The following is a 25305-nucleotide window of genomic DNA, read 5'->3' on the forward strand; positions in this document are numbered from 1 at the left end:
GCTGCGGACGGCAAGCCGTTGATAAGAAAGAAAATTGCTCGGTACGACAGGCCGGTATTCTACACCGCCGTTCCGCGCGCCGTGAAACGCCGGCTGCCGTGGCGCCGATTCGGCTGTGCTAGAGTGGCAGGCTTTCATCCCGCCCCCGCCGCCCCTGCTACCATGACCGAGCCTTCCGCCTTCCACCGTCCACGCCTGCTCATCGTCGGCTGCGGCGACGTCGGCATGCGCCTGCTGCCGCTGCTCGCCGGGCGCTTCCGGGTGTTTGCGCTCACCAGCCGGCGCGAACGCTGCGCCGAGCTGCGCGCCGCCGGGGCCGTGCCGATCGTGGCCGACCTCGACCATCCGGCGACCCTGCGCCGCCTGCGCGGGCTGGCCGACTGGGTCCTGCACCTGGCGCCGCCGCAGCCGCAAGGAGCGCTCGACCACCGCACGCGCCACCTGGCGGCCGCGCTCGGGACGGTCAGCCGCCTGGTCTACGTGAGCACCAGCGGCGTGTATGGCGACTGCGGCGGCGAACTGGTGCCCGAATCGCGGCCGGTGGCGCCGCGCAACGCCAGGGCGCAGCGGCGCGTCGATGCCGAACGGGTGCTGCGCGCCTGGGCGCTGGCGAACGGCGCGCGCCTGTCCATCCTGCGCGTGCCGGGCATCTATGCGGCCGATCGCCTGCCGATCAGGCGCCTGGAACAGGGCACGCCGGCCCTGCGTGCCGAAGACGACGTGTACACCAACCACATCCACGCCGACGACCTGGCGCGCATCGTGCTGCTGGCGCTGTTCCGCGCCCGCGGGGCAGGCCGGGCGGTGCATGCGGTGGACGACACGCGCATGAAGATGGGCGACTATTTCGACGCGGTGGCCGATGCCTTCGCGCTGGCGCGTCCGCCGCGCCTGCCGCGCGCGCAGCTGCAGACCGTGGTCACGCCGGCGCTGCTGTCCTTCATGTCGGAATCGCGGCGCCTGGACAATACGCGCCTGAAGCGCGAACTGCGCGTGCGCCTGCGCTACCCCGATGTCGCGGCGGCGCTGGCGCAGCTGGCCGCGGCTCCCGTACAATCGTGCCCTCAGAAAGAGAGGCCAGCATGACCTATGAAGAATACCTCGACGAAGTGACCACCCTGATCGTCGAAAAATACGGTGTCGCCGACGCCGCCGCGATCAAGCTCGTCGTCGCCGCGCAGGACAAGGAATATTTCGTCGCCCACGACGACAAGCCCGAGATGCGCACCGTCGAACGCGCCCACCAGGACGCGCGCGCCCTGTACCAGGCGAGCAGCCTGGCCAAGGCCGCTCCCGGCAAGAAGAAGTAAGCCGCCGGCCGCCCGCGCCGGGGCGGCATCCCCTTCATCGACCGATGCTTCCGGCCGCCGCCGGAGGCATCGGCACGCCTGTGCGGATGCTGCATGCTAATGGGGAAGGGCTGGATTGTGCAAACAACAAGCCGAGTGTGTATCATTCTGTCTGTAAAGACAAACGCCGTACGAATGACGCCGTTTCGGCTTTGTATGCAAATAATTCGCGACAGATCACGCAAAGTGACAAATTATTAACAATCCTGAAAGAAACCATGCCTATCAGACGCCTTCCGCCCGGTGCGGAATACGACCCCAACCGCCTCCTCGACGCCATCATTGCCCGGCTGCGCCTGAAGAACGACGCCGCGCTGTCGCGCTTGCTCGAAGTGGCCCCGCCGGTGATCAGCAAGATCCGCCACAACACCCTGCCGGTCGGCGCCACGCTCCTGCTGCGCATGCATGAGGAAAGCGAGTTCAGCATCCGTGAGCTGCGCGCCTTGATGGTCAGGCCGCAAGGAGAAGCGCAGGCCCTGGCGGCTTGAAAGTAAAAAGGCCGGGATGGCGCTGTTGTCGCCATGCCGGCCGTCGAAGGGGAGTCGGGGCACAGGCCCCGGCTCCTTGCCCTGTGCGGCGACGTATCCCGCGATTCACGCTGCCTGCGACGGCACTCCCGGCGAGGAACACCATGCGTACGCGGGATTCGCGGCCTCGCGTGGCTTGCCCGGGGAGGAACACCATGCGTATGCGGCGTTGGCGGCTTCGCGTGGCCTGTTCGGCGATGAGCACCATGCATGCGCGGCGTTGGCGGCTTCGCCTGGCCTGTTTGGCGAGGAGCACCATGCATACGCGACGTTGGCGGCTTCGCCCGGCTTGTTCGGCGACGAGCACCATGCATATGCGGCGCTGGCGGCTTCGCGTGGCTTGTTCGGCGAGGAGCACCATGCATACGCGGCGCTGGCGGCTGCGCCCGGCTTGTTGGGCGAGGAGCACCATGCGTAGGCGGCATTGGCAGCCTTGCCCGGCTGTGCCGGCAAGGTCCAGAATGCATTTGCGTCGTTGGCAGCTGGCTCGGCGCCGAATTCCGCTTCGTAGATCATGCGCATGCGCTCGCCTGCCTGAACCTGGGCGCCCTCGACGGCGTCGACGCCGATACCGACGTAGGGATAGTGGTGCAGGAAGTAACCGAACACCGCTTCGCAGTCCTGTGCGTACTTCATCGTGTCGAGGATGTGGTAGTGCCAGAAAGTGTCGACGTCGACGGTCGGCGAAGCCTCGGCGTCGGGGTATTTCTTCATCAGGAAGAGGAAACGGCGGTACTCCGTTTCGACTGCATCGGCCCGCAGCGCGGACCAGCCTTCACCGGATTCCACATGCATCAGTTTCATTTTGATCGGAGCGAGATCAAGTGCTTCGAATGCTGCGAATTCGTTAGTCGACATAATGTTCACCTTTTGTAATAGACCTGTTAGTTAAGGCATTCTTTTTTATCCCTGGTTTTGAAGCGGTACCTCAGAAGATCCTCCTGGAAGAACGTTTCGCATTAATCGGAAGCCAAGAACTGCGTCTTGACCGGTGGCAGTGATAACAATTGTCCTGCGTCCGGTCAGGCTAAACGTTGAGTTCTATCAACCGATTAACTGCTGTGTAGAAACGCGACAACAAATAGAACGTTCACGCCAGTGTCAGGCGATCAGCGGCAATGCGATATCGCTGTCGAGGAACAGGGAATCGGAAGTGCCGGGCAGGCATCCGGTGACGGGAATGCTGACGACGACGGTGGTGCCGGTATCCGGTCCACTGCTGATCGAGAAGCTGCCGCCGAGGATGTTGACGCGCTCTTCGATGCCGACCAGGCCGAACGAGCCGTTGCGGTTGCGGCTGCCCGATTGCATGCCGACGCCGTTGTCGCGGATCGTCATGGTCAGCATGTCGGCGTGCCGGTGCAGGTCGATCCGCACCTTGCTGGCGCGCGCATGCCGGGCCACATTGTTGAGCGACTCCTGCAGGATGCGGAACAGGGCGGTGGCGCACTGGTCGTCGAGGTGGTATTCGGTTTCATCCTCGACCAGCTCGCATTCGATGCCGGTACGGCGCCCGAAGTCGCTCACCTGCCAGTCCACCGCCGCGTTCAGGCCCAGGTCGAGCACGTTCGGGCGCAGGTCGTTGATGATCTGGCGCACGCTGCGGATGCTCAGGTCGATCTGGCGCACCGTCGCCGCGGCGCGCTCGTGCAGGCGGCCATGGCGGTCGCGTGTGCGGTTGGCGAGGAACTCGGCCTCGATCTTCAATGCCAGCAGGTTTTGCGCGAGCTCGTCGTGGATCTCGCGCGCGATGCGCTTGCGCTCCGCTTCCTTGATCTGTTCCGCGTGCGCGGCCAGCTGGCGCAGCTTCTCGTTGGTGGCCTGCAGCTTGGCCTGGCTGGCGCGCAGTTCGCGCGTCATGTCCTCGGCCATGCGCAGGGCGCTGCGGCGCGCCGAGGCCATGGTCTGGAACAGCGCATACAGCAGGGCGGTGCTGAGCGTGCCGGCGAGGGCGGCCAGCCAGGGATAGTAGAAGTCGAAGCGCGTATACAGCGCGGATTTTGCGATGCTGAAATCGGCGCGCCACTTGCGCTGGTTGTATTCGATCGGCAGGCTGGCCTTGAGCACGTCGGCGCCGTCGGGCAATGGCGGGCGGATCGTCGACGTCGCGTGGCTGTCGTAGAGGACCGCGTCGGACTGGTCCTCGCCCGGCTCCGGCGGCACATCGTTGAGGTCGGTGAGCACGAGGCGCGCCCCATGGACCGGGAATCCCTCGAGTACGCCGCTGACCATCCGGTTGACGCCGAAGCCGATACCGACCGAGCCGAGATAGGCGGCGCGGCGCTGGGCGACGGTGTCGTTCGGCATGTCGCTGCGATAGACCGGCAAGCGCATCGCGAGCACGTTCTGGATGGGGCCGGGCATTGCCCTGACGCGGAAACCCGAGGCGGCGATGGTATTGTTGTCACGCGACTCCGCCGCTGTGCGGCGAATGTAGCTGCGGGCTTCCAGGTCGAGGCCGAGCTTGGAAAGCGTTTGCGGGGTGGCGGGCTCCACATAGATCAGGACCGTGTAGCTGTCGCGCCCGGGTATGGGATGCAGCTTCGCAGGCTCGGGCATGCCGTACCGGCGCAGGCGGCTGCGCGCTTCCGCATGGACCGCCGGCAGACCCTCGGGGCCGACCGTGCGTGCGTAATTCATGACCTCGATGCCCGGGAAGTTGCGCGGCGTGTCGAGCTGCTCGACGTAGCGGCGGAATTCGTCGGGACCGACTTCGGAACTGGCACGGAACAGCCCGGCCATGCCGCGCAGGACGTCGGCATAACTCTTGATCCGGGTGTCGATCGCGTGCTGCGCGGTACGCGCCATGCCGCGAAAGCGTGCCTGGGCATCGGTTTCGATCGTCTCGGCGGTGGCCAGGTAGAGGGCGGTGCCGACCGTCACGGACAGCAGCGCCCCAGTCAACATCGTCGTCGGCAGCACGACAAGATGGGTGGAGGAACGGCGGGCAGACATGGTCCGTAATCTCGCTTGCTAGTGAACTCGTCGCGATAATGCGACAAACATTCATACGCTAAGCTTCTTTACGCAACGAAGTACCTATCAGGACGACTAGGTATGGCAGATATGCAACGATGTGGACAAGATGGAAACGTTCTAGCAGGAAATAAAACAGGTCCCCCGCCCGGACGGAGAACCTGCCTATGCCTGCACCGCGGCGGCTATGCCATCGGCAGGATGGCGTACAGCCTTATTTGCCCCAGCTATCCTTCAGGGTGGTCACGCGATTGAACACCGGCTTGCCCGGCTGCGAATCGACGCGATCGGCCACGAAGTAACCGTGGCGCTCGAACTGGAAGCGCTGGTCGGCCACGGCGTCCTTCATGCCCGGTTCCAGGTAGGCCGTGACGGTCTCGAGCGCGTTCGGGTTGAGGGCGGCCTTGAAGTCCTTGCCGCCGGCGTCCGGCTGCGGTTCAAGGAACAGGCGGTCGTACAGGCGCACTTCGGCCTCGAGTGCGGTGGCCGCGCTGACCCAGGTGATGTTGCCCTTGACCTTGTAGTTGTCCGCGCCCGGGGTGCCCGATTTCGAATCCTCGAAATACTTCACGTGCACCGCCGTCACCTTGCCGTTCTCGTCCTTGTCGAAGCCGGTGCACTCGACCACGTAGCCGTATTTCAGGCGCACGCGCGAACCCGGCTGCTCGCCCACGGGCGGGGTGAAGCGGTGGTAGCCCTTGGTCGGCACTTCCATGAAATCTTCCTGCTCGATCCACAGCTCGCGCGTGAACGGGAAGCTGCGCACGCCCATGTCGGGGTGGTGCGGATGGACCGGCGAGCTGCACTCGACCGCTTCGCCTTCCGGGAAGTTGTCGACGATGAGTTTCAATGGGCGCAGCACGGCGATCGCGCGCGGCGCCTTCGGGTCGAGGTCGTCGCGCAGCGCGCCTTCCAGCGTGCTCATGTCGATCCAGCCGTCGGCCTTGGACACGCCGATGCGCTCGCAGAACAGCTGGATCGATTCCGGCGTGTAGCCGCGGCGGCGCAGGCCGACGATGGTCGGCATGCGCGGATCGTCCCAGCCGGTCACCACGCCGGTATCCACCAGTTCGCGCAGCTTGCGCTTCGACGTGACCACGTAGGTCAGGTTCAGGCGCGCCATCTCGTACTGGCGCGGCACCGGGCGCGCGAAGAAGCCGCCCTCGGCCAGCGTGTCCACCAGCCAGTCGTACATCGGGCGGTGGTCCTGGAATTCGAGCGTGCAGATCGAATGGGTGATGTTCTCCAGCGCGTCCGAGATCGGGTGCGTGTAGTCGTACATCGGGTAGATGCACCATTTGTCGCCGGTGCGGTGGTGGTGCGCATGGCGGATGCGGTACAGCGCCGGGTCGCGGTTGGTCATGTTCGGCGAAGACATCGCGTCTTCCGACATCTTGGCGCGCAGGATGTGCTCGCCGTCCTTGTACTTGCCGGCTTTCATGTCGCGGAACAGTTGCAGCGATTCTTCGACCGGACGGTTGCGGAAGGGCGAATTGGTGCCCGGCGTGCCGAAATTGCCGCGGTTCTTCGCCATTTCTTCCGGGCTCTGGCTGTCCACGTAGGCCTTGCCTTCGCGGATCAGGTACTCGGCCATTTCGTACAGCTTGTCGAAATAATCGCTCGCGTAATGCAGGTAGTCGCCGTCGCCCTGTTCCCAGGTAAAGCCGAGCCATTTCACGGAATCCATGATGGTGTCGACGTATTCCTGGTCTTCCTTCTCCGGATTGGTGTCGTCGAAGCGCAGGTGGCAGCGGCCGTTGTAGTCGCGCGCCAGGCCGAAGTTCAGGCAGATCGACTTGGCATGGCCAATGTGCAGGTAGCCGTTCGGTTCTGGAGGGAAACGCGTGATCACGGGTGGCATGCCCTCGCGCACGTGGGTGCCGGTCGCCAGGTCGTGTTCGATAATGGCGCGCAGGAAGTTAGACGATGGGGCCGGGTTGCTGCCCTTCGCCGCGGTCGCCGGGTTGTTCTTTTCGTTGCTCATGAAAAAGGAGTTTGGGATAGGTAAGTTGCCGACATTTTACCGTAAGGCAGGGGGCATCCGTTCCGGTATGTGGTAAAGCGCACGGTGGGCCGCGTTTGCCGGATACATACTCGAGACAATTCGGTCTCGTCGCAAGGCGCCATCATCAAAAACGCTTGCCACAGACCGTGCAGCCCGTTCTGGGCACATGGTCGATTTCTATAGGATAATCTCGCTTTTGCCGCCTTGCGTTCGCTTGCGGCATTTGCTACTGCGGCCTACGTTGTCGCCACTCCTCGGGAGAATTCCAGTTGGAAAATTTATACGCGATCCTCGGCGTCGCCCCGAATGCCGGCGACGACGAGATCAAGAAGGTCTATCGCTCGCTGGCGATGCGCTACCACCCCGACCGCAACGCGGCGCCGGGCGCCGAGGCCCGCTTCAAGGCCGTCACCAAGGCTTATGAAATCCTGTCCGACCCCGTGAAGCGCGCCGAATACAACCAGAGCGTCAACCACCGCATCGTGCTCGACGCCGAGGCCGAAGCCTTCGAGCTGTGGCGCTCGCTGTTCGCGCTGAACGGCGTGAACCTGCAGGCGTAGGCGGCGCCGCCTGCCTGGCGGGCCGCGCCATGCGCCCAACAACGAATCAACAGGAACCACAATGAAAAACGTACATCCCGAATTCTCGTTCCAGTCGCGCGAACTGGAGGGGCAGATCGAGGGCACCCTGGGCGATCCGCCCAACAAGAAGAACTACAACATGATGGTCAGCGCACTGGTCTCGGAATATGCGAGCGGCGCGGGCCTGGACGACGTCAACCTGATGGCCTTCGCGCTCGTTGACTGTATCAGGTTCAAGGACCCGAAGGGCCTGATGCGCGAGGCTGCCGACTACGATGGCAGCGACCCGGCGCCCGTGTTCGCGATGGCCGAGTGCGACGGCGAAGAAGGCCGCGCCATGTTCGATGCGATGACCGCCAATTATCCGGAACTGGCGCGCCAGGCGATCATCACCGCCTTCCTGTACAAGAACCAGGGACGCTGGGACGACGAAGACCGCTCGCTCGACCGCCTGGCCGAAGGCGACGAAGGCGACGACGACGACATGGAAGACTCGGCCGCCACCGATGACTTCACCCAGCTGTTCGATGCCGATGGAGAGCGCGAATGAGCGACCAAGCGAATAAGGCCAACCTGCCGGCCTTGACCAGGCAGGTCAGCGAGCTGGTGCTGGCCGGCTCGCTCGAGCACGCCGAAGAGGCGTTCTCGCAGGCGGCCGACGAGCATGGCGACTACGCCGTGGTCGAAGTGCTGTCGACCCTGCCGCCGGAAGTGACCGCGCTGCACCTGTCCGGCTTCGACGGCTCCAAGACCTCGCTCGCCACCATGCTGGTGCCGCCCAGGGCCTGGGCCGAGAGCCTGGCCTACATCGCCGCCACCTGGCCGGACAACCTGATCGAGGACGACCCGGAGCGCATCGCCGAGAACCTGTTCAACCACGTGCACGCCATCGTCTACGCCAACGACGACGAAGCGCGCCGCCACGAACTGCTGCAGGAGGCCTCCGCCACCGACCACGGCGCCACCGTGTTCGCGATCCTGTGGTCGCTGGCGCCGAAGGAGATCCTCGAGCTGGCCGGCGAAATCCTGGCCAAGGGCCGCTACGTCACCGCCCAGACCAGCGGCGACAGCGACATCGCGCCGCTGGCGGTCGACCTGGCCAAGGCCAGCGAGGACGGCTGGGAGCGTTCGCTGCTCGAGCTGTTCCCGGAATTCCGCCACAGCGCCGAGATGGCCGACGTCGAGCTGCCGGACGACCCCGATGAAGAGTCGCCCTTCATGCAGCGCAGCACGCGCGAACTGCTGTACCGCCTGCGCAAGCAGGTGCCGTCGGTGCGCAGCATGCCGCGCCGCGGCAACCGCCGCAGCATGGGCACGGACATCTTCTCGTGAGCGGGGCATCGGGAACAATGCTGCCAGCGATCATTATCGAGAAGCTGCCGCGCCTGGTGCGCGCCATCCGGCTGCTGCCGGGTGAAGCGACGCCGGAGGAAACCGCGGTGCTGGCCGACGAGCTGTCCGGCATCACCGCGATGGTGGCCGAGAAGTTCACCAACGACCGCACCGCCGAAGGCATCGGGCGCGCCATGCTGCTGACCGTGGGCGGGGTCTCGCTCGGCCTCGAGCACCTGGTCGACTCCGACGACGACCTCGACGCCCTCGACATCCTGATCGAGGAGGGCGCCGAACTGGTGTTCCAGCAGGGTTTCCGGCTGGTGAAGGACCTGGCCGCGCTGCCGGAGGACAGCCTGGTGGGCGAGTACGATCTCGACCCGGTCTATTCGCAGCGCCGCCTGAAGGAACTGTTCGTCGACCTGTGCACCGCCGATCCGGGCGAAAGCTGGTCGGGCTACGAGCGCTATCTGGGCCAGCTCAAGCAGCGCCAGGGCGTCCAGGCGATCGTGCGCGCGGCCCAGTGGCTGCGCCGCCACCACTACGAAGGCCCGATCATTGACCCTGACCTGAACGCCGAAGGCGTGATCGCGCTGGCGATCATCTTCGCGGTCGAGGGCGGCGGGCGAATCACGGCGCGCACCGGGCAGAAGGAGTTCGAGCGCCTGGTGAAGTCGGTGCGCAAGAACGACCCGGACTTCGAAGCCGGCTGGGCCGCGCTGATGGCCCAGGTGCCTGCCACGCACCAGGCGATCATCGCCGAGCGCATCGCGAACTACCGCGAGCATTGCACGGTGCTGCAGCACATCAAGGGCAAGGCGAGCATGAAGCAGCTCTTCACCGAGCTGGAAAGCTACGCCGGCTCCGAACTCGACCCGGACCTGCCGTAAGGGCTTAGCGGTAGCGCATGATGTCCTTCAGGGCGTCCAGCCGCTGCCCGGTCAGCGCCACCCGGATCGCATCCGGGCCGGCGCCCGACGGCAGCCGCGCACGAAACGCGAGAAAGGCGTCGCGGTACGCGATCCAGCGCCTCTCCGCCTGGCGCAGCTCCGTACGGGTGATGCTCGAAGCGCCGATGCGCCCGGGCCGCCCGCGTTCGGAGGGCGTCGGCGTCATCAGCGTTCGATACACGGTATTGAGTTCCCCGTCGATGCGGGCCAGGTCCTGCTGCGAGGCCTTGGGTAAGCTGTCGCCCAGTACCGCGTCCAGGGTAGCGGCGAAGCGCGCCTGCAGTGCGCCCTTGCGTGCGATCGCCCGCCCCGGCGCCGCGGTGCCCTGCATGTCGGTTTCGGCCGCGGCGGCGTAACGGTCGGCCGCGCGCCGCAGGGCGGCGAACGCGGGACGGGCGCCTTGCGGCAGCGCCTGCGCGATCCGGTCCAGACGCGCCTTGCGTCCGCGTTCAGCTTGGTGCTCGCGCAGGCCGGCGCACACCGTCAACATGTAGCCGCTGGTGATGTCGTCGCACTGGTCGAACACCGCCCCCGGGCGGCGCGGGCCGGTCAGGTGGGCGATGCGCCCCTCCATTTCTGCTTTCGCCGTGAACCCGAGCCGGCAGGCATGGTGGACCGCGATGTCGGTGTCCCTCGGCACCCCGAAGCCGTTCGCATACAGCATCATGAGCACGGCATGGTCCTGCCGTGCCAGCGCGCACTCGCGCACCTGCCGCCACTCGGCCGCCGTGGCGCCGGCCTGGGCGCGCCGGTCGTAATACAGCCGGCTGGCGTCGCAGCCCGGCGCGGGAGCCCGCTCGCCGAAACCGGGCGCGCTGCGCGCTTCGACGCGCATGCATTGGCGGTACCAGGCCTCGTCGTGCGAAAAGGGAAGGCCGAAATGGCTGGTGTTCGGGAACGGCGCTGCCTGCGCCAGGCCGGCGAACAGGAAGGCGATCAAGGGAAGGCGATGCGACAGGGCGGGCATAGGCAGGCGGCAAGTAGATTGTGGCAATACCTTAGCGCATTTCGTCGACCCGGCGGCACACTGGCTCCAGCCGGGATGGGGGCGTCGCCAGCGCGCGGCGGGGCGTGGCGATGCTGATTGCCTTGCGGCTACGCTTGCTCGCGCCAGTCCTGGCCGGGAGCTGATCGGTATGCCGGACAGGTAATTTTTGCCAGGCCGGCAATGCCATGCCCGAATCAGGAGAGAATGCACATCCTTCTTGTACCGAGCTTTCGCTTCATGCTTCGCCCATCCATCATTGCGCTTTGTCTCGCTTCGCTGCCCGCGACCGCCCAGACCACCTCCGCCTCCCTTGCCACCACACCTGCGCCGGCCGAGAAAGCCGACCCGCCGGCGCCGATCCAGCAGGTCGAGGTCAAGGCCAGCCCCAACGCCTACGACCCGCGCCGCGACGACACCGCCAGCAAGATCGTCGTCACCAGCGAAGAGATCAAGCGCTACGGCGACACCTCGGTGCTGGACGTCTTCAAGCGCCTGCCGGGGATCACGGTCAGCGGCGCATCCGGGCGCGGCGGCGAGATCCGCATGCGCGGCCTGGGCAGCGGCTATACGCAAATCCTGGTCAACGGCGAGCGCGCGCCTGCCGGCTTTTCGATCGACCAGCTCTCGCCCGATCTCATCGAGCGCATCGAGATCCTGCGCGCGGCCAGCGCCGAGTTCTCGACCCAGTCGATCGCCGGCACCATCAACATCGTGCTCAAGAAGGCAGTGCAAAAGGCCCAGCGCGAACTGCGCCTCGGTGTCGGCAGGAGCCGCGACGCGACCAATCCCAACGCCAGCCTGCAGATGTCCGACCGGCGCGATGCCATGTCCTACTCCGTGAGCGCGAACGCCATGGCCTTCGACTACGACCGCCAGTCGCCCGTGGAGGAAACGCTGACCACCCCGGACGGCCGGCTGGCCATGCTGCGCCGCACCCGTTCCAGGGACAGGGGGCGGCCGTACAGCCTCAGCCTTGCGCCGCGCATCAACTGGACCGGCCGGAAGGGCGGTACGCTCACCTGGCAGTCGCTGGTCGCCGCCAACCGCAACGACTACCACGGCTACGCGGTCACCGACACCCTGCTTGGGCCGGCGCCGTTCTACGACCTGCGCGACACTGCCAACCAGGGCAGCAATGCGATCCTGCGCTCCGACCTGAACTGGGTGCGCGGCCTGGCCGAGGGCGCCAGGATCGATCTCAAGTTCGGCGTGAACGGCATGCGCAGCCGCGGCACCTGGCGCGAGCACGACGACAGCCTGGGCGTGCGCGGCCGCGATGCGGTCGTGCTGAGCCGGACTTCCGAGCGCGGCCTGTCCTCGACAGGCAAGTATTCCACGCCCTGGAAGACGGATCACGCGCTGTCGATGGGCTGGGACGGCGGCCTCACGCTGCGCGACGACGCGCGCATCGAGGACGAAGCCTTCCCGGACACCGGACGCAGCGTGCATGCCGACGAGCGCTACGAAGCCACGGTCAAGCGCCTGGCGCTGTTCGCGCAGGACGAGTGGAACATCACGCCGCGCTGGTCGATGTACGCCGGCCTGCGCTGGGAAGGCCTGGACACGCGCAGCGAGGGCAATACCTTCGCGACCACGCGCAACCGAAGCAGCGTCTGGAGCCCGCTGGCCCAGACCCTGTACAAGCTGCAGGGCAGCCGCGACCAGCTGCGCCTGGCCCTGACCCGCACCTACAAGGCGCCAGGCGCCAGCAGCCTGATTCCGCGCCGCTTCACCACGCCCAACAACAGCCAGACGCAACCCGACTACCGCGGCAACCCCGCTCTGAAGCCGGAACTGGCTACCGGCATCGACGCCTCGTATGAACACTACTGGGGCGAGAAGGCCCTGCTGAGCGCCAGCGTGTCGATGCGGCGCATCCGGGACTTCACCCGCCAGGGACTGCTGCTGGAAAACGGCCGCTGGATCCAGACGCCGGTGAACGACGGCAGCGCGCTCACGCGCAGCCTGGAACTGGAAGCCAAGTTCCCCTGGTCGGCGCTGCGGCAGGGCGGGCCGGACCTCGACCTGCGCGCGAGCGTATCGCGCAACTGGTCGCGTGTCGAGGCGGTGCCGGGGCCGGACAACCGCCTCGACCAGCAGACCCCGGTCTCGGGCACGGTGGGCCTGGACTACCGCAGGCCCGGCGGCAAGTTCAGCGCCGGCGGCAGTTTTGCGTTCAAGAGCGGCGGACCGGTGCGCATCAACGCCAACCAGTTCGGCTACCAGAGCGTGCGGCGCGACCTCGACGTGTATGCGCTCTGGAAGTTCAAGCCGCGCTACCAGCTGCGCTTTGCCGTGTCGAACCTGCTGCGGCAGGATTTCATCGACGACGCGCGCTACGTCGACACGGCCGGCACGCTGCGCCGGAGCAGCGTCTTCCCGGGCCTTGCCATGGCGCGGCTGACACTGGAGGCGCGCTACTGAGCTACCTGTCCCGCGCGGCCGGGCAAGCCCCAGGCTTGACACGCGCACCACTGAAACGGGGGCTTGCTATCCCTGCCGGGAGGTCTAAAGTGATGGATTCCAGCGGACTTGCCGCATCACTTTCAGGAGGGCAATCATGTTACAAGCTGCCGAAATTCAACAGCGTTTCAGCCAGATCCAGCAGACCGTCAACCAGGCCGAAGAGGTTACCCGGAACGACCAGGGGGCGCCGGACGAGATCCGGGACTGCATCCAGAAGATCGCCCACGAAATGCCGCAAGCCCAGCGCGTGATGCAGTCGAACGACCAGTCGCGGATGGTCGAGTGCATCGACCGGCTGGAAGAAATGGGCGACGAAGCCAAGCGCATGTGCCGCAGCCAGCAGCCGTCGCCGCAGGTCGCGTCGGTGGTGACGCGGGTGCACGATGTGCTGTCGGACCTGAAGCACCAGCTGCACTGAATGCAGTCGCGATTGTAGGGTGGTCGGCTATGCCGACCGCGCGTCCAGCCACCTATTGAATTGAAGACCGGCTGGGCAGAACAAAGACCGTTTGAACGCGCGGACGGCGAAGCCGTCCACCCTACTAAACAACGCCTTTTTCGCGCAGCGCCGTAATCTCCGCCTCGCCCAGCCCCAGCACATCGTGCAGCACCTCATCGGTGTGCTGCCCCAGCAGCGGCGGGGCCTTGTCGCTGGTGGCGGGCGTGGCCGACATCCGGATCGGGTTCCTCACCAGTTTCACCTTGCCCGCGGTCGGATGCGGCAGCTCGATGGCGACTTCGCGCGCCTGCACCTGCTCGTTGGCGAACACTTCCTTGAGGTCGTTGATCGGCCCGCAGGGCACGCCGACCGCTTCCAGCAGGGCGATCCATGCGTCGCGCGGCTTTTCTTTCACCATCTCCGCCAGGAGCGGCACCAGCACATCGCGGTTCTGCACGCGCAGCGGGTTGGTGGCGAAGCGCGGGTCCTTGCCCAGTTCCGGGCGGCCGCCGGCGTCGACGAACTTCTGGTACTGGCCGTCGTTGCCGGTGGCGACGATGAGGTGGCCGTCCGCGCAGGCGAAGGTCTGGTAGGGCACGATGTTGGCGTGCGCATTGCCCCAGCGCTTGGGCGGCTTGCCGCTGTTGAGGTAGTTGCTGCCCATGTTGGCCAGCATCGCCACTTGCGTGTCGAGCAGGGCCATGTCGATGTGCTGGCCTTCGCCAGTACGGTCGCGGTGGGTCAGGGCGGCCAGCACGGCCACGGTGGCGTACATGCCGGTCATCAGGTCGGTCAGGGCCACCCCGGCCTTCTGCGGGCCGCCGCCCGGCAGGTCGTCGCGTTCGCCGGTGACCGACATCAGGCCGCCCATGCCCTGGATCAGGAAGTCGTAGCCGGCGCGGTGCGCATACGGGCCGTCCTGGCCGAAGCCGGTGATCGAGCAGTAGACCAGGTCGGGCTTGATGGCCTTCAGGCTCTCGTAGTCCAGTCCATAGCGCTTCAGGTGGCCGACCTTGAAGTTCTCCAGCACCACGTCGCAATGCTTCACCAGTTCGCGCAACAGGGCCTGGCCTTCGCTGCTGGCGATGTCCACCGTCACCGAGCGCTTGCCACGGTTGGCCGACAGGTAGTAGGCGGCTTCGCTGGTGGCGCGGCCCTCGGCGTCCGTGGCGTAGGGCGGTCCCCAGGCGCGGGTGTCGTCGCCGTTGCCGGGGCGTTCGATCTTGATCACGTCGGCGCCGAGGTCGGCCAGGTTCTGCGAGCACCACGGGCCGGCGAGTACGCGCGACAGGTCGAGCACGCGGATGTGGCCGAGCGCCTTCGGCAGCGCGGCGGGAGAGTGAGGATTCATCTTGTTCCTGCAGGTTGTCTAGTCGAGCCAAGCCCGATTATAGCTGCCCGCGCGCGATGCTTCGTCGCTTGCGCGCGGCCGTTCATGCGTTCGTCGGCGCCCATGGGGATTCGTCGCAAAACCCGTGCAGCAGCAGGGCGTCACCGGAATACTGAGGCTTTCTCATTCCTGGAGCGCCCAATGACCACCTCGTTGCCCCTGTTGTCCATGCTTTGCCTGTCCGTCCTGGGAGCGGCGCAGGCTGCCCCGGCGCCCCCGGCGGACTCCGCCGGCGCAGCCGTGTCCGCACGCGGGCCGGACGCCTGCCGGCTGCGCGCTACGGCAGGCATGGATCCGGTGGTGCACGTCCCGTTCGAGGTCGTCGACGGACGCATCTATGTGCAAGCCCGCGTCAACAATGGCGGTCCGTACCGGTTTGCCATCGATACGGGGGCAAGCGGGGTCGGACGTGCGGATACGACGCTGGTCGGCGCCTTGGGCTTGAGGCCGCATGGCAAGGCCAGCACCTCGGATGGCGTGCAGGCGGCTGTGGTCGATACGGTGCGGCTCGACTCGCTCGCGCTGGGCGGCCTGGAAATGCAGGGAGTCGAGCTCATCGCCCGGGACTATGGCAGCCGCATGCCGGCCGGGGCGCGCTTTCACGGCATCATCGGACGCGATTTTTTCGCCGACGGCTTGCTGGTGCTGGACTACCACGGAAAAACCCTGTCATTCAGCCGCCGGATGTCCTTGCCAGATGCCGGCGAAGGCATTCTGCCCTACGAGCGCGCATTTCGCGTCCCCGTGTCCATCGGCGGCATCCGGGCCGAGGCCAACCTGGATACCGGCGCCAACATCGGCCTCGTCATGCCCAAGGCCCTGTACACGCGGGTGTCGCAGGCGCCGTTGGCGCCGGCGGGGGCGGGAACGCTCACCAATACCCGCATCGACACCTGGCGCGGGGTCGTGCCCGGCCCCGTCACGATCGGCGCCGCCAGCCTGCCCGACGTGGATGTGCGCGTGTCGGACCGGTTCCCGGAAATGCTCGTGGGCGCCCACGTGCTCCAGGAATTCGTGGTGCTGATCGATCAGCGCGCCAAGCGCATTGCGCTATGCCGCCGAGAAGGCAACGAGCGCCAGGGCGGGGCGCGGCTGCCGTGAACGGTACTCACGCCGTGCTTTCCGGCTCCAGCAGCCTGGCGCTGAACAGGTCGCGCTCATGGTCGACGATGCCGCCCACGGTGCGCTCGTCGAGCCCCATCGCCTCCAGCACGAAGGCCGACAGCTGCAGGCTCGCTTCGAGCGTCTCCGGCACCACCACGCTGGCGCCGGCCTGGCGCAGGGCGCGCGCGTGCTTCTCGTCGCGCGAGCGCACGAACAGGCGCGCGTGCGGGAATTCGCGCCGGATGCCGCGCACCGCCTGCAGCGCCGAGGCCGGGTGGTCCATGGTCAGCACGATGGCCGGTGCCTCGCCGGCATGCACGCGGCGCAGCAGTTCCGGGCGCGCCGCATTGCCGAAGTAGACCGGCTTGCCCTCGCCATGCAGCCTGGACACCAGCTTGGCGTCGGCCTCGAAGGCCACGAACGGGATGTTCTGCTCGCCCAGCAGCTTGGCCAGTTGCTGGCCCACGCGCCCGAAGCCGGCGATGATGACGCGTCCGCGCGCCGAGGCCAGCGCCTGGGCGTCGCCGGCCGCATTGAGCTCGTTGCGGGCGCTCTCGTGGCGCTCACCGATGGCACGGCCCAGGCGCGCCAGCACCGGCGTGATGAACAGCGACAGGCCGACCACCAGCATCACGCGTGCCCCCAGGCCCGGGTCGAGGACCTGCGAGGTCATTGCGTAGCCGATCGCCACGAAGGCGAATTCGCCGCCCTGGCCCAGCAGCAGGCCGCCCTCGATCGCGCGGCTCCAGGGCTGGCCGCCGATGCGCAGCAGGCCTGCCAGCACCAGCGCCTTGCACAGCACCAGGCCGGCCAGCATTCCGGCCAGCAGCAGCGGGGCCTCGAAGATCTGGCGCGCGTCGATGCTCATCCCGACGGTCATGAAGAACAGGCCCATGAGCAGGCCCTTGAAGGGTTCGACCATCAGTTCGACTTCGTGCTTGAACTCGGTCTCGGCCAGCAGCAGCCCGGCGATCAGCGCGCCCAGCGCCATCGACAGGCCGGCGCTTGCCGCCAGGCCCGCGATGCCGAAGGTGCTGAGCAGGATCAGCGCCATGAAGACGTCCGGCTGCCGATGCTCGGCAAAGGAGCGGAACAGCTTGTGGACCACGCGCCCGCCGACCAGGTAGATGAGCGCGATGGCCAGGGCGGCCTTGGCCAAGGTGACCAGGGCCAGCAGCGCGACGCTGTCGCTGGCGCCGCCGCCACCGCCACCGCCGAGGGCGCCGATCAGCAGCAGGATCGGCACCACGGCCAGGTCCTGCAGCATCAGGATGGCAAAGGCGGCCTGGCCGAGCGGGCTGCCGGTGGCCTGCTGCTGGGCGAGCAGCTGCATCACCACGGCGGTGGACGACAGCGACAGCACCAGTCCGATGATGACGGCGCTCTGGGTGTCCAGCCCGTAGGCGAGCAGCAGGGCGCTGCCGATCAGCGTGGCGCTGATGAGCACCTGCGCGCTGCCGGCGCCGAACACCCAGTGCCGCATCGCCCACAGGCGCGCGGCCGAGAGCTCGAGGCCGATCATGAACATCAGGAACAGCACGCCGATCTCGGCCAGCGCCGCGATGCCCTGGTCGCGCGGGAAGGTCAGGAAGGCCAGCAGCGGCACCTCATCGGCCAGCAGGCCCAGGCCGAAGGGCCCGACCAGCATGCCGACCGCCAGGAAGCCGACCACCTGGTTGATGCGCAGGCGCTGCAGGGTGGGGATCAGGATGCCGGAGAGGATCAGGAAAAGAATGATTTCCCGCAGGAAGGGGAAGGCGTGTTGTTCTTGCACGTTGGTGGCGCCCGCTGGTTGATGGATGGCGGGGCAATTGTAGCGTGCGTACAGGGAGCGGCGCCATGCAGCCAAGGGCTGAGGCACGATATCGGGTCCCGGCCTGCGCCGGGACCCAGGTTTGCCTGCGTACTGCTAAGGCATCAGCAATTGCCCGCCTGCACCGCCTCGGGCGGCGTTTCTTCCTGCTGGCGGTGCCCGCTGGCCACCGGCTGGCGGCTTTCGGCGGTGTGCTGGAGTTCCTCGATCTCCGGGTCGTGCACGTTGCGCAGTTCGAGGTAGCGGTCCAGGGCCTGGTCGAGGCGCGGCAGCAGGATGCCGCGCTCGCTCGTCAAGGCGCAGTAGGCGGGGCGCGCCGCCGGGTAGGCGATCGAACGCGCTTCCAGCCGGCTGGCGTCGATGCCGGCCCGCTCGGCCGCCTTCAGCGCCAGCTCGGCCCAGGTGAGCTCCCCGCCGTTGGCCAGGTGCCAGATGCCGGCCTCGCGGTCGATCGCCAGGTCCAGGCAGGCATGCACCAGGTCGGGCACGTAGGTCGGCGTAATGGTCAGGTCGTTCGAGGCGGTGAACGACTCGCCGCGGGCCAAGGCGTTCAACGCCAGGGTGACGAAGTTGTGCTGGTCCCAGGGGCCGAAGAAGGCGCTGGTGCGCACCACCAGCGCGTCCGGGTGCTCGTCCAGCACCGCCACCTCGGCGTCGGCCTTGCTGCGGCCGTAGACACCCAGGGGCGCCACCGGGTCCGATTCCACATAGGGACGCTCGCTGCGGCCGTCGAACACCAGGTCGCTCGAGAAGCTGGTCAGGTGGATGCCGTGGCGGGCGCAGGCGGCGGCCAGGATGGCGGCGCCGGCGGTGTTCTCGCGGAAGCAGCGTTCGGCATCGTTCTCGGCGTCGTCCACGCGCACGTAGCCGCAGGTGTTGATCACGGCCCAGGGCTGGTAGGCGGCCAGGGCGCGTTCGACCGAGGCGCTGTCGGCGATGTCCATTTCCTTGCGCGAGAGCAGGCGGTAGGACAGGTTGCGCTTGCGGCAGACGCGCGCAAAGGCGCGGCCCAGGGTGCCGGTGGCGCCCAGGATCAGGATCGGCGCGGCACTCGTGCCGACCAGGCGATGGCCGTCGGCCGAGATCGAGGTGAGGGCCTTCGGCGTGGCCACCGGCGGGTGGCACAGGAAGCGGCCCTGGCGGCGCCACCAGCCCTGCCCGCGCAGCACCGGGTGCGACAGCGGGCTACCCGACGACAGTTCCTTCATCATGCGGGCCAGCGCGGTCGGGCGCGGCATCGGCGAGCGCACGTCGAAGGGGCCGGGCTCGTAGTAGCCCCTGTTCTGGGTGACCAGGCTGTTCCAGTCGAAAGAGCCGAGCAGCGACCAGACGGTGACGGCGCGCACGTCGACGCCGTTCTGCTGCGACTGCTGGGCCGCTTCCCAGATCTCGAGCAGCCAGCGCAGCTGGTCTTCGCGGTTGGCGTCGATGTGGGCTTCGGTGATGGCCAGCGGGATGCCGTAGCGATCCCAGATCTCGGACAGCAGCGGGGCGATGCCCGGCGTCGGCGTGGCCAGCACGCGCGAGGCTTCGATGTCGGCGCAGGGGATGCCGTCGGCCATGCCGCGGTGGTGTTCCGGGAAGCGCTCGGGACGGTGGTCGAGCCAGCGCTCGGAGGTGACGTAATAATTGACGCCGATGATGTCGGGCGGGCAGGGGTTCTCGCGGAACCACAGGAATTCTTCCGGCGCGATGCCGGTCTTGAGCAGGTAATTCCACAGCGTGTGCCCTTGGTCGACCATGCCGCACAGCAGGTCCCAGGCCAGCCAGCGCCGCTCGTTGTAGAACGCGGCCACGTGGGCCAGCTCCGGGGTGGCGTAGGTCTTGCCGAGGTCGTCGGTCTGGACCAGCTTGGCGTCCGGGTTGACCGCGCGGATCGCGCGCATCGACAGCACCACGGCGCGGCACTGCACCAGCAGGGCTTGAATGAAGGTACGGTCGTCGCGGCCGTGCGGGTACCAGACCCCGTACAGGCCGGCGAAGCGGGCGGTGGTGCAGGGCTCGTTGACCGGGGTGTAGTGGTTGATCCAGGGATAGCGCGCGGCCACCGCGCCGGCATACTCGGCCAGGCGTTCGGCGAAGGCCGGGTCGACCAGGCTGGTGTCGCGCGGGCCGCTGCCGTGGTGCACCAGGCCGGCGATCGGCGTCACGCCGGCCGCGCGCAGCGCGTTCAGGCGCTCGTCGGGCCAGCGCCAGTCGGCGCTGTCCACGCCATCAGGGGCGGTACGTTCCCATAGCACGGGGTAGCGGATTGCGCGGATGCCGGTGGACGCGAAACGCCCGATGTCGCAGGCGCGGCCGTGGTGGCCGTTGCGGTCGAGCTGGCTGAAGTAGTCGTCGCGGACACGGTTGACCGTGCATTCGAGGCCGCCCCAGAGTTCCAGCGGGGGGATTTGGCTGTTCGTGCTCTTTTGAGGATTCATCTGATTCACCGGTTATTAATCTTATTGCAACAAAAATACGGCAGCTTGGCGTCCCGGTAAAAAAATTGCTGAGTGGGGAGCCGTGGCTGCGGTCACGGTACGGGTAGCGGTTGACAGCGAGGCGCCAACCTGCAACCATGCAGGCCATGAATTTTCTGAAAGCACATCGTCTTCTTCTTACCTGGTGGCGCCGCTGATCACGCGCGGCCGCAGGAAATGATGTGCATTCCAAATAACGCCGCCTCGATCCAGGTGGCGTTTTCTTTCTGAGCGCAGGAGGGTCGGGGCCCAGGTCAGTGACTAGAACCAAGGAAACTCGATGAGCTCGCAAAACCCCTCCGCAGTCCCATCCAACACCGCGCCAATCATCCTTACCGGTGACCGGCCTACCGGTCCGCTGCACCTCGGCCACTTCGTGGGCAGCCTGCGCAACCGTGTTGCCTACCAGGACAGCTACCGCCAGTTCGTCATGCTCGCAGACGCCCAGGCGCTGACCGACAACATGGATGACATCGGTAAGGTACACCGGAACGTGGTGGAAGTGGCGCTCGATTACCTCGCCGTGGGCATCGATCCGGCCCGCACGACCATCCTGATCCAGTCGCAGATTCCGGAACTGACCGAGCTGACCTTCTATTACCTGAACCTGGTGACCGTGGCGCGCCTGGAGCGCAACCCGACCGTCAAGCAGGAAATCGTCCAGCGCGGTTTCGAGCGCGACATCCCGGCCGGCTTCCTGACCTACCCGGCCAGCCAGACCGCCGACATCACCGCCTTCAAGGCCAGCGTGGTGCCGGTCGGCGAGGACCAGATCCCGATGATCGAGCAGTGCAACGAGATCGTGCGCAGGTTCAACCGCACCTACGGCCAGGGCAAGGAGATCCTGGTCGAGTGCAAGGCGATCGTGCCGGAAGTGGGCCGCCTGCCGGGCATCGACGGCCGCGCCAAGATGAGCAAGTCGCTCGGCAACACGATCAACCTGGGCGCCAGCGCCGACGAGATCCGCGCCGCGGTCAAGCAGGTGTATACCGATCCGCTGCACCTGAAAGTGTCCGACCCGGGCCACCTGGAAGGCAACGTGGCCTTCATCTACCTCGATGCCTTTGACACCGACAAGGAAGGCCTGGCCGAGATGAAGGCCCACTACACCCGCGGCGGACTGGGCGACAGCGTGGTCAAGAAACGCCTGGAAGGCATCCTGCAGGAGATGCTGGCGCCGATCCGCGCGCGACGCGAAGAGTTCGCCAAGGACCGCGGTCATGTGATGCAGATCCTCAAGGAAGGCACCATGAAGGCGCGTGAAGTGGCGGCGCAGACCACCGATGAGGTGAAGAAGGCGCTGGGACTGTCGTACTTCTGATTGCGTTCCAGGCAGCTCGATCTATCGCCGAACCGTAGGGTGGGCGGGTTTCCCGCCCACGCGTTCAACGAACTCGAACCGCCCACCCTACGAAAACCCGATACCGGTATCGTGCGTCGCTACCCGCGGTAGCGCCGCACCGCCCCCTTGCGATCCATACTGGCTCGCAACGTGTTCCAATGGCAAGCTACAAGCATCAATGTCATTGGAGGACGTCCCCATGAGCAAAGGCCTGCGCCTGACGGAAAAATGGATGCAGCGCGCCCTGTGGCTGGTCGCGTTCGCGTTTGCCGCCTTCCTGATCGGCCTCGGCGGCAAGATCGTGGAAAACCTGTGGGATGTCGAGCAGCCGCTGACGCTGGAGCAGTTCATGGATCCGGCCCAGGTCGTCGCGTTGCGGGCCGGGCAGGAAGCCGCGCAAGCGCGCCGCGACCAGGCCCAGCTCGCGCTCGAGCAGGCCAGGCACAAGCATGAGGTGGCGCGCGCGAACACCCTTTCGGCGCGCGAGACCTTCAACAACTGGCTGGCGACGCGCCACGCCACGGCCCGGCCCGCGCAGGATCCGGAACTGATCGACCGCACCCGCAATCTCGACGCGCTGGAAGCCGACGAACGCAAGGCCTTGGCCGCCATCGAGGCCCAGCGCCAGGTGCTGCTTGACGCGAATCAAGCGATCGAGCGTGCCCAGGAGCGCTGGCGCCGCATGGAAGGGCCGGCCTACACGGCCTACGCCAAGGCCTCGTCGGGCAAGGAACTGCGGGTGTTCCTGTATCGCCTGGCCCTGACCCTGCCCTTGCTGTTGCTGGCCGGCTGGCTGTTCGCCCGCAAGCGCCACGGCCAGTACTGGCCCTTCGTCTGGGGCTTCATCATCTTTGCCCTGTTCGCGTTCTTCTTCGAACTGGTGCCCTACCTGCCCAGCTACGGCGGCTATGTGCGCTACCTGGTCGGCATCGCCGTTACCGCCGTGGTCGGGCGTTATGCGATCGGGGCGCTGCAGCGCTACCTCGCGCGGCAGAAAGAGGTCGAGGCGCTGCCGGACCTGCAGCGCCGCCAGACCCTGCGCTACGACGCCGCCCTGGCCCGGCTGGGCAAGGGCGTGTGTCCGGGCTGCGAGCGGCCGGTCAACCTGAAGGACGCGAGCGTCGACTTCTGCCCGCACTGCGGCATCGGGCTGTTCGACCGCTGCCTCTGCTGCACCAGCCGCAAGAACGCCTTCGCCCGTTTCTGCTTCTCGTGCGGGACGGCGGCCAACACCTCGCTGGCCGACTGAGGCTCAGGCGCGCAACTCAGTCGCGCAAGTCGGCCGGCACCTTGCCGCCGTTGGCGGCGAGCTTGTTCATGACCTGCCGGTGCAGCCAGATGTTCATCGAGGCCGAATCGCTCGTGTCGCCGCTGTAGTGCAGCTCGGCGGCCAGCTCCTTGCGCGCCTGCAGGCTGCTGTCCAGGCCGAGCAGCTTGAGCAGGTCGACGATCGAGCTGCGCCAGTTCAGCTGCTGGCCGCTCGACTTCTGCATATTGGACAGGATTTGCTCGACGTCCACCTGCTCCATAGCGGCGGGTGCGGCCTGGGGCTGGGCTTGCGGCGCCGCCTGCGGTGCAGCCTGCGGTGCAGCCTGGGGAGCAGCTTGCGGGGCCTGGGCCTGCGGCTGCGCCGCGGGCCCCTTGTTGGCCGCGTGTGATTTCGGGAAGATCTTGCTGAAGATGTTGCTCAGAATGCCCATGTTATCTCCTTCGTTGGTGGATGGGGGACGCATGCGTTGCGCCACGTGGCCCAGCGCCAGCGCCAGGGCCGCGCCGCCGATCGCCTTGACCAGGGTGGGATGCTCGGCATAGAACGCGCTCATACGGTCGACGATGCCGGGGTTCTGCTGTTCGGCCTTCTCGGCCAGTTCGCGGACCTGCTCGGGCGACACCTGGGACGCCTGTTCCGGGCTGACCTCCTTGCCGCCTCCGAACAGATTGCCGAAGACGCCGCCCGCCACGGACGACAGCACCGCCGGATTTAGCGAGCCCAGCAGTTGATTCAGCATGCCGGCGCGGCCATTCGCATCGCTTTGCCCGAACAGGTGGCTGACGACCTGGGGGAAGGGCGGTGTCTGGTCGGAACGCAGCGCGCTGGCAACGCCTTCGGCGACCGTGGCGCGCGGCGCGCTCTGGGCCACGCGGTCGAAGTCGTCCGCTGCCTTGTCCTGGTTGGCGCCGCCAAGATATTGCGACAACAAATTACCCAAATCAAATGCCATCTCGGTCTCCTGCCTTTTCAAACGGTTGAGGATCGAGCGTAGGCGTTCGCACACGGTTTTATCTGTTCGTTATTCAACGCTAGTCCATCGAAAGGAGTATTCCCTTTCCATGTAGACATCTACGCGTGGGCCGGGTTAAGCTGCCCGTATGCCTTACTTGCCGCTGCTGCTGTTCGCCCTTGTGTATGCCCTTGCCACCCTGGCGTGGGAACTGCCGCTGCTGGTCGGCGGCGCCTACCTGGCGCTGAGCCTGGGCTGCTTCGTGGCCTATGCGCTCGACAAGTCGGCGGCGCGCAAGGGAGACCGGCGCACGCCGGAGTCGACCCTGCTGCTGCTCGGCCTGGCCGGCGGCTGGCCCGGCGCCGTGCTGGCCCAGCAATGCTTGCGGCACAAGACATCGAAAGCCTCGTTCCAATGGAAGTTCCACCTGACGATCGTGCTGAACCTGGTATCGTTCCTGGTCCTGTCCCTGGTCCTGTCCCGGCAGTTCGGACCAGCGGCGGTTTCCTGATTCCCGCAGAGGAGGCGGGTATGTGGCCCTATCCCCGGATCCTGGCGCATCGCGGCGGCGGTACGCTGGCGCCAGAAAATACCTTCGCCGGCCTGCGGCGCGGCATGGACTTCGGCTTTCGCGCCGTCGAGTTCGACGTCATGCTGGCGCGCGACGGCGTGCCGGTGGTGCTGCACGACCCCTACCTCGGCCGCACCGTGAGCGGGGCCGGCCACGTCTTCGACTACGACGCCCACGAACTGGCGCGGATGGACGCCGGCAGCTGGTTCGGCGCCGACTACCGCGGCGAGCCGGTGCCGCTGTTCGTCGAGTTCGCCCAATACTGCAAGGCGCACGGGATCTGGATGAACATCGAGCTCAAGCCGGCGCGCGGCTTCGACCGCGAGACCGGCGAGACGGTCGCGCGCATCACCCGCGCCCTGTTCGCCGACGAGATCGCGGCCGGGCAGATCGGGCGCGTGCCGCTGCTGTCCTCGTTCAGCCTGGCCGCGCTCGAAAGCGCGCGCGCCGCCGCGCCGGACCTGCCGCGCGCCTTCCTGATGAGCGAGCTGCCGCCCGGCTGGGAACCGCTGGCGCGCGCGGTCGACGCGGTTGCGATCCACACCAACCACCGCCACCTCAGCGCGGCGCTGGCCACGACCATCCGCGAGGCCGGCTTCGGCCTGTTCTGCTACACGGTCAACGAGCCGGTACGCGCCCGCGAGCTGCTCGGCTGGGGCGTCGAGGCCTTCTGCACCGACCGCATCGACCTGATCGGCCCCAACATGGCGCAGGGCGCGGCTTGAGCCCGATCATGTAATTATTTTAAGATCACCCTTCAGGAAATTGACCAGTTGTCGATAAGTTCT

General features: G+C 66.8%; 22 protein-coding genes. 14 read left to right on the plus strand and 8 right to left on the minus strand.

Translation table 11 applies throughout. The annotated features are described in order from the left end of the window. Nucleotides 1–162: 162 nt before the first annotated feature. The 3 genes from IM543_07340 to IM543_07350 all read left to right on the plus strand — a co-directional run bounded on the left by IM543_07340 (nt 163) and on the right by IM543_07350 (nt 1837). Nucleotides 163–1086, plus strand: coding sequence for an NAD(P)H-binding protein (locus tag IM543_07340; protein QOY95652.1), 924 nt, complete (start codon nt 163–165; stop codon nt 1084–1086). After that, nucleotides 1083–1310 carry a hypothetical protein gene (locus IM543_07345; protein QOY95653.1) on the plus strand — a complete coding sequence of 76 codons (228 nt, stop codon included), beginning with the start codon at nt 1083–1085 and terminating at the stop codon, nt 1308–1310. Before IM543_07340 ends, IM543_07345 begins: the two co-directional genes overlap by 4 nt. A 257-nt stretch (nt 1311–1567) precedes the next feature. Beyond that, entirely contained in the window at nt 1568–1837 is a 270-nt protein-coding gene (locus IM543_07350; protein ID QOY95654.1) for a hypothetical protein, read from the plus strand. A 105-nt stretch (nt 1838–1942) separates the two neighbouring features. On the opposite strand, the gene IM543_07355 is transcribed toward IM543_07350, so the two are convergent. The 3 genes from IM543_07355 to IM543_07365 all read right to left on the minus strand — a co-directional run bounded on the left by IM543_07355 (nt 1943) and on the right by IM543_07365 (nt 6836). Next, the gene (locus IM543_07355) at nt 1943–2734 is read right to left on the minus strand and encodes a glycine-rich domain-containing protein-like (protein QOY95655.1); all 792 of its coding nucleotides are present in this window, start codon (nt 2732–2734) and stop codon (nt 1943–1945) included. A gap of 243 nt (nt 2735–2977) precedes the next feature. Beyond that, nucleotides 2978–4795 carry a CHASE domain-containing protein gene (locus IM543_07360; protein ID QOY96563.1) on the minus strand — a complete coding sequence of 606 codons (1818 nt, stop codon included), beginning with the start codon at nt 4793–4795 and terminating at the stop codon, nt 2978–2980. Between the two features lie 271 nt (nt 4796–5066). After that, a complete protein-coding gene (locus IM543_07365) occupies nt 5067–6836 on the minus strand; it encodes a glutamine--tRNA ligase/YqeY domain fusion protein (protein ID QOY95656.1) in 1770 nt (589 codons plus the stop codon). Between the two features lie 290 nt (nt 6837–7126). On the opposite strand from IM543_07365, the gene IM543_07370 reads away from it, so the two are divergent. The 4 genes from IM543_07370 (at nt 7127) to IM543_07385 (ending at nt 9660) form a co-directional block, all read left to right on the plus strand. Then, entirely contained in the window at nt 7127–7417 is a 291-nt protein-coding gene (locus IM543_07370) for a DnaJ domain-containing protein (GenBank protein QOY95657.1), read from the plus strand. Nucleotides 7418–7478: 61 nt separating this feature from the next. Continuing rightward, complete coding sequence (locus IM543_07375; GenBank protein QOY95658.1) at nt 7479–7988, plus strand: hypothetical protein; 510 nt, start codon at nt 7479–7481, stop codon at nt 7986–7988. Continuing rightward, nucleotides 7985–8770, plus strand: coding sequence for a hypothetical protein (locus IM543_07380; GenBank protein ID QOY95659.1), 786 nt, complete (start codon nt 7985–7987; stop codon nt 8768–8770). Before IM543_07375 ends, IM543_07380 begins: the two co-directional genes overlap by 4 nt. Nucleotides 8771–8787: 17 nt before the next feature. Further along, nucleotides 8788–9660 (plus strand): hypothetical protein, encoded by an 873-nt coding sequence (locus tag IM543_07385; protein QOY95660.1) that lies wholly within the window; start codon nt 8788–8790, stop codon nt 9658–9660. A gap of 4 nt (nt 9661–9664) precedes the next feature. Here the strand turns inward: IM543_07385 and IM543_07390 are convergent, their stop codons facing one another. Next, on the minus strand, nt 9665–10687 hold the full coding sequence (locus tag IM543_07390) for a DUF1311 domain-containing protein (protein QOY95661.1): 1023 nt from the start codon (nt 10685–10687) through the stop codon (nt 9665–9667). Nucleotides 10688–10945: 258 nt separating this feature from the next. On the opposite strand from IM543_07390, the gene IM543_07395 reads away from it, so the two are divergent. Next, nucleotides 10946–13132: a TonB-dependent receptor gene (locus IM543_07395; GenBank protein QOY95662.1), complete on the plus strand. Its 2187-nt coding sequence runs from the start codon at nt 10946–10948 to the stop codon at nt 13130–13132. Between the two features lie 136 nt (nt 13133–13268). Next, nucleotides 13269–13592: a hypothetical protein gene (locus IM543_07400; protein ID QOY95663.1), complete on the plus strand. Its 324-nt coding sequence runs from the start codon at nt 13269–13271 to the stop codon at nt 13590–13592. Between the two features lie 124 nt (nt 13593–13716). Here IM543_07400 and IM543_07405 read toward each other — a convergent pair whose 3' ends face one another. Next, complete coding sequence (locus tag IM543_07405) at nt 13717–14964, minus strand: CoA transferase (protein ID QOY95664.1); 1248 nt, start codon at nt 14962–14964, stop codon at nt 13717–13719. A 327-nt stretch (nt 14965–15291) separates the two neighbouring features. Here IM543_07405 and IM543_07410 point away from each other — a divergent pair, with 327 nt between their 5' ends. Then, the gene (locus IM543_07410; GenBank protein QOY96564.1) at nt 15292–16104 is read left to right on the plus strand and encodes an aspartyl protease family protein; all 813 of its coding nucleotides are present in this window, start codon (nt 15292–15294) and stop codon (nt 16102–16104) included. Nucleotides 16105–16111: 7 nt separating this feature from the next. Here IM543_07410 and IM543_07415 read toward each other — a convergent pair whose 3' ends face one another. Further along, nucleotides 16112–17881, minus strand: coding sequence for a cation:proton antiporter (locus tag IM543_07415; protein QOY95665.1), 1770 nt, complete (start codon nt 17879–17881; stop codon nt 16112–16114). 143 nt (nt 17882–18024) lie between these two features. Next, nucleotides 18025–20343 (minus strand): sugar nucleotide-binding protein, encoded by a 2319-nt coding sequence (locus tag IM543_07420; protein ID QOY95666.1) that lies wholly within the window; start codon nt 20341–20343, stop codon nt 18025–18027. 319 nt (nt 20344–20662) lie between these two features. Between IM543_07420 and trpS the strand changes: the two genes are divergently transcribed. After that, nucleotides 20663–21703: a tryptophan--tRNA ligase gene (gene trpS / locus IM543_07425; protein QOY95667.1), complete on the plus strand. Its 1041-nt coding sequence runs from the start codon at nt 20663–20665 to the stop codon at nt 21701–21703. A gap of 220 nt (nt 21704–21923) precedes the next feature. Continuing rightward, nucleotides 21924–22973, plus strand: a complete 1050-nt coding sequence (locus IM543_07430) for a zinc ribbon domain-containing protein (protein ID QOY95668.1) — start codon at nt 21924–21926, stop codon at nt 22971–22973. A 16-nt stretch (nt 22974–22989) separates the two neighbouring features. Here the strand turns inward: IM543_07430 and IM543_07435 are convergent, their stop codons facing one another. Next, nucleotides 22990–23424 carry a DUF3597 domain-containing protein gene (locus IM543_07435; GenBank protein ID QOY96565.1) on the minus strand — a complete coding sequence of 145 codons (435 nt, stop codon included), beginning with the start codon at nt 23422–23424 and terminating at the stop codon, nt 22990–22992. A 670-nt stretch (nt 23425–24094) separates the two neighbouring features. Here IM543_07435 and IM543_07440 point away from each other — a divergent pair. Both IM543_07440 and ugpQ read left to right on the plus strand, forming a co-directional pair. Beyond that, on the plus strand, nt 24095–24457 hold the full coding sequence (locus IM543_07440) for a DUF1294 domain-containing protein (protein QOY95669.1): 363 nt from the start codon (nt 24095–24097) through the stop codon (nt 24455–24457). 20 nt (nt 24458–24477) lie between these two features. Further along, nucleotides 24478–25242, plus strand: a complete 765-nt coding sequence (gene ugpQ / locus IM543_07445) for a glycerophosphodiester phosphodiesterase (protein ID QOY95670.1) — start codon at nt 24478–24480, stop codon at nt 25240–25242. Nucleotides 25243–25305 lie beyond the last annotated feature (63 nt).

The organism is Massilia sp. UMI-21 (assembly GCA_015277795.1).
Taxonomy (GTDB): Bacteria; Pseudomonadota; Gammaproteobacteria; order Burkholderiales; family Burkholderiaceae_D; genus Telluria.

Excerpts from the sequence above, each read along its gene's own strand:
- IM543_07340 (QOY95652.1), top strand. The coding sequence starts at position 163 with ATGACCGAGCCTTCCGCCTTCCACCGTCCACGCCTGCTCATCGTCGGC.
- IM543_07380 (QOY95659.1), top strand. The coding sequence starts at position 7,985 with ATGAGCGACCAAGCGAATAAGGCCAACCTGCCGGCCTTGACCAGGCAG.
- IM543_07420 (QOY95666.1), bottom strand. The coding sequence starts at position 20,343 with ATGAATCCTCAAAAGAGCACGAACAGCCAAATCCCCCCGCTGGAACTC.
- IM543_07405 (QOY95664.1), bottom strand. The coding sequence starts at position 14,964 with ATGAATCCTCACTCTCCCGCCGCGCTGCCGAAGGCGCTCGGCCACATC.
- IM543_07345 (QOY95653.1), top strand. The coding sequence starts at position 1,083 with ATGACCTATGAAGAATACCTCGACGAAGTGACCACCCTGATCGTCGAA.
- IM543_07365 (QOY95656.1), bottom strand. The coding sequence starts at position 6,836 with ATGAGCAACGAAAAGAACAACCCGGCGACCGCGGCGAAGGGCAGCAAC.
- IM543_07440 (QOY95669.1), top strand. The coding sequence starts at position 24,095 with ATGCCTTACTTGCCGCTGCTGCTGTTCGCCCTTGTGTATGCCCTTGCC.
- IM543_07395 (QOY95662.1), top strand. The coding sequence starts at position 10,946 with ATGCTTCGCCCATCCATCATTGCGCTTTGTCTCGCTTCGCTGCCCGCG.
- ugpQ (QOY95670.1), top strand. The coding sequence starts at position 24,478 with ATGTGGCCCTATCCCCGGATCCTGGCGCATCGCGGCGGCGGTACGCTG.
- IM543_07375 (QOY95658.1), top strand. The coding sequence starts at position 7,479 with ATGAAAAACGTACATCCCGAATTCTCGTTCCAGTCGCGCGAACTGGAG.
- trpS (QOY95667.1), top strand. The coding sequence starts at position 20,663 with ATGAGCTCGCAAAACCCCTCCGCAGTCCCATCCAACACCGCGCCAATC.
- IM543_07355 (QOY95655.1), bottom strand. The coding sequence starts at position 2,734 with ATGTCGACTAACGAATTCGCAGCATTCGAAGCACTTGATCTCGCTCCG.
- IM543_07435 (QOY96565.1), bottom strand. The coding sequence starts at position 23,424 with ATGGGCATTCTGAGCAACATCTTCAGCAAGATCTTCCCGAAATCACAC.
- IM543_07350 (QOY95654.1), top strand. The coding sequence starts at position 1,568 with ATGCCTATCAGACGCCTTCCGCCCGGTGCGGAATACGACCCCAACCGC.
- IM543_07400 (QOY95663.1), top strand. The coding sequence starts at position 13,269 with ATGTTACAAGCTGCCGAAATTCAACAGCGTTTCAGCCAGATCCAGCAG.
- IM543_07390 (QOY95661.1), bottom strand. The coding sequence starts at position 10,687 with ATGCCCGCCCTGTCGCATCGCCTTCCCTTGATCGCCTTCCTGTTCGCC.
- IM543_07430 (QOY95668.1), top strand. The coding sequence starts at position 21,924 with ATGAGCAAAGGCCTGCGCCTGACGGAAAAATGGATGCAGCGCGCCCTG.
- IM543_07410 (QOY96564.1), top strand. The coding sequence starts at position 15,292 with ATGGATCCGGTGGTGCACGTCCCGTTCGAGGTCGTCGACGGACGCATC.
- IM543_07385 (QOY95660.1), top strand. The coding sequence starts at position 8,788 with ATGCTGCCAGCGATCATTATCGAGAAGCTGCCGCGCCTGGTGCGCGCC.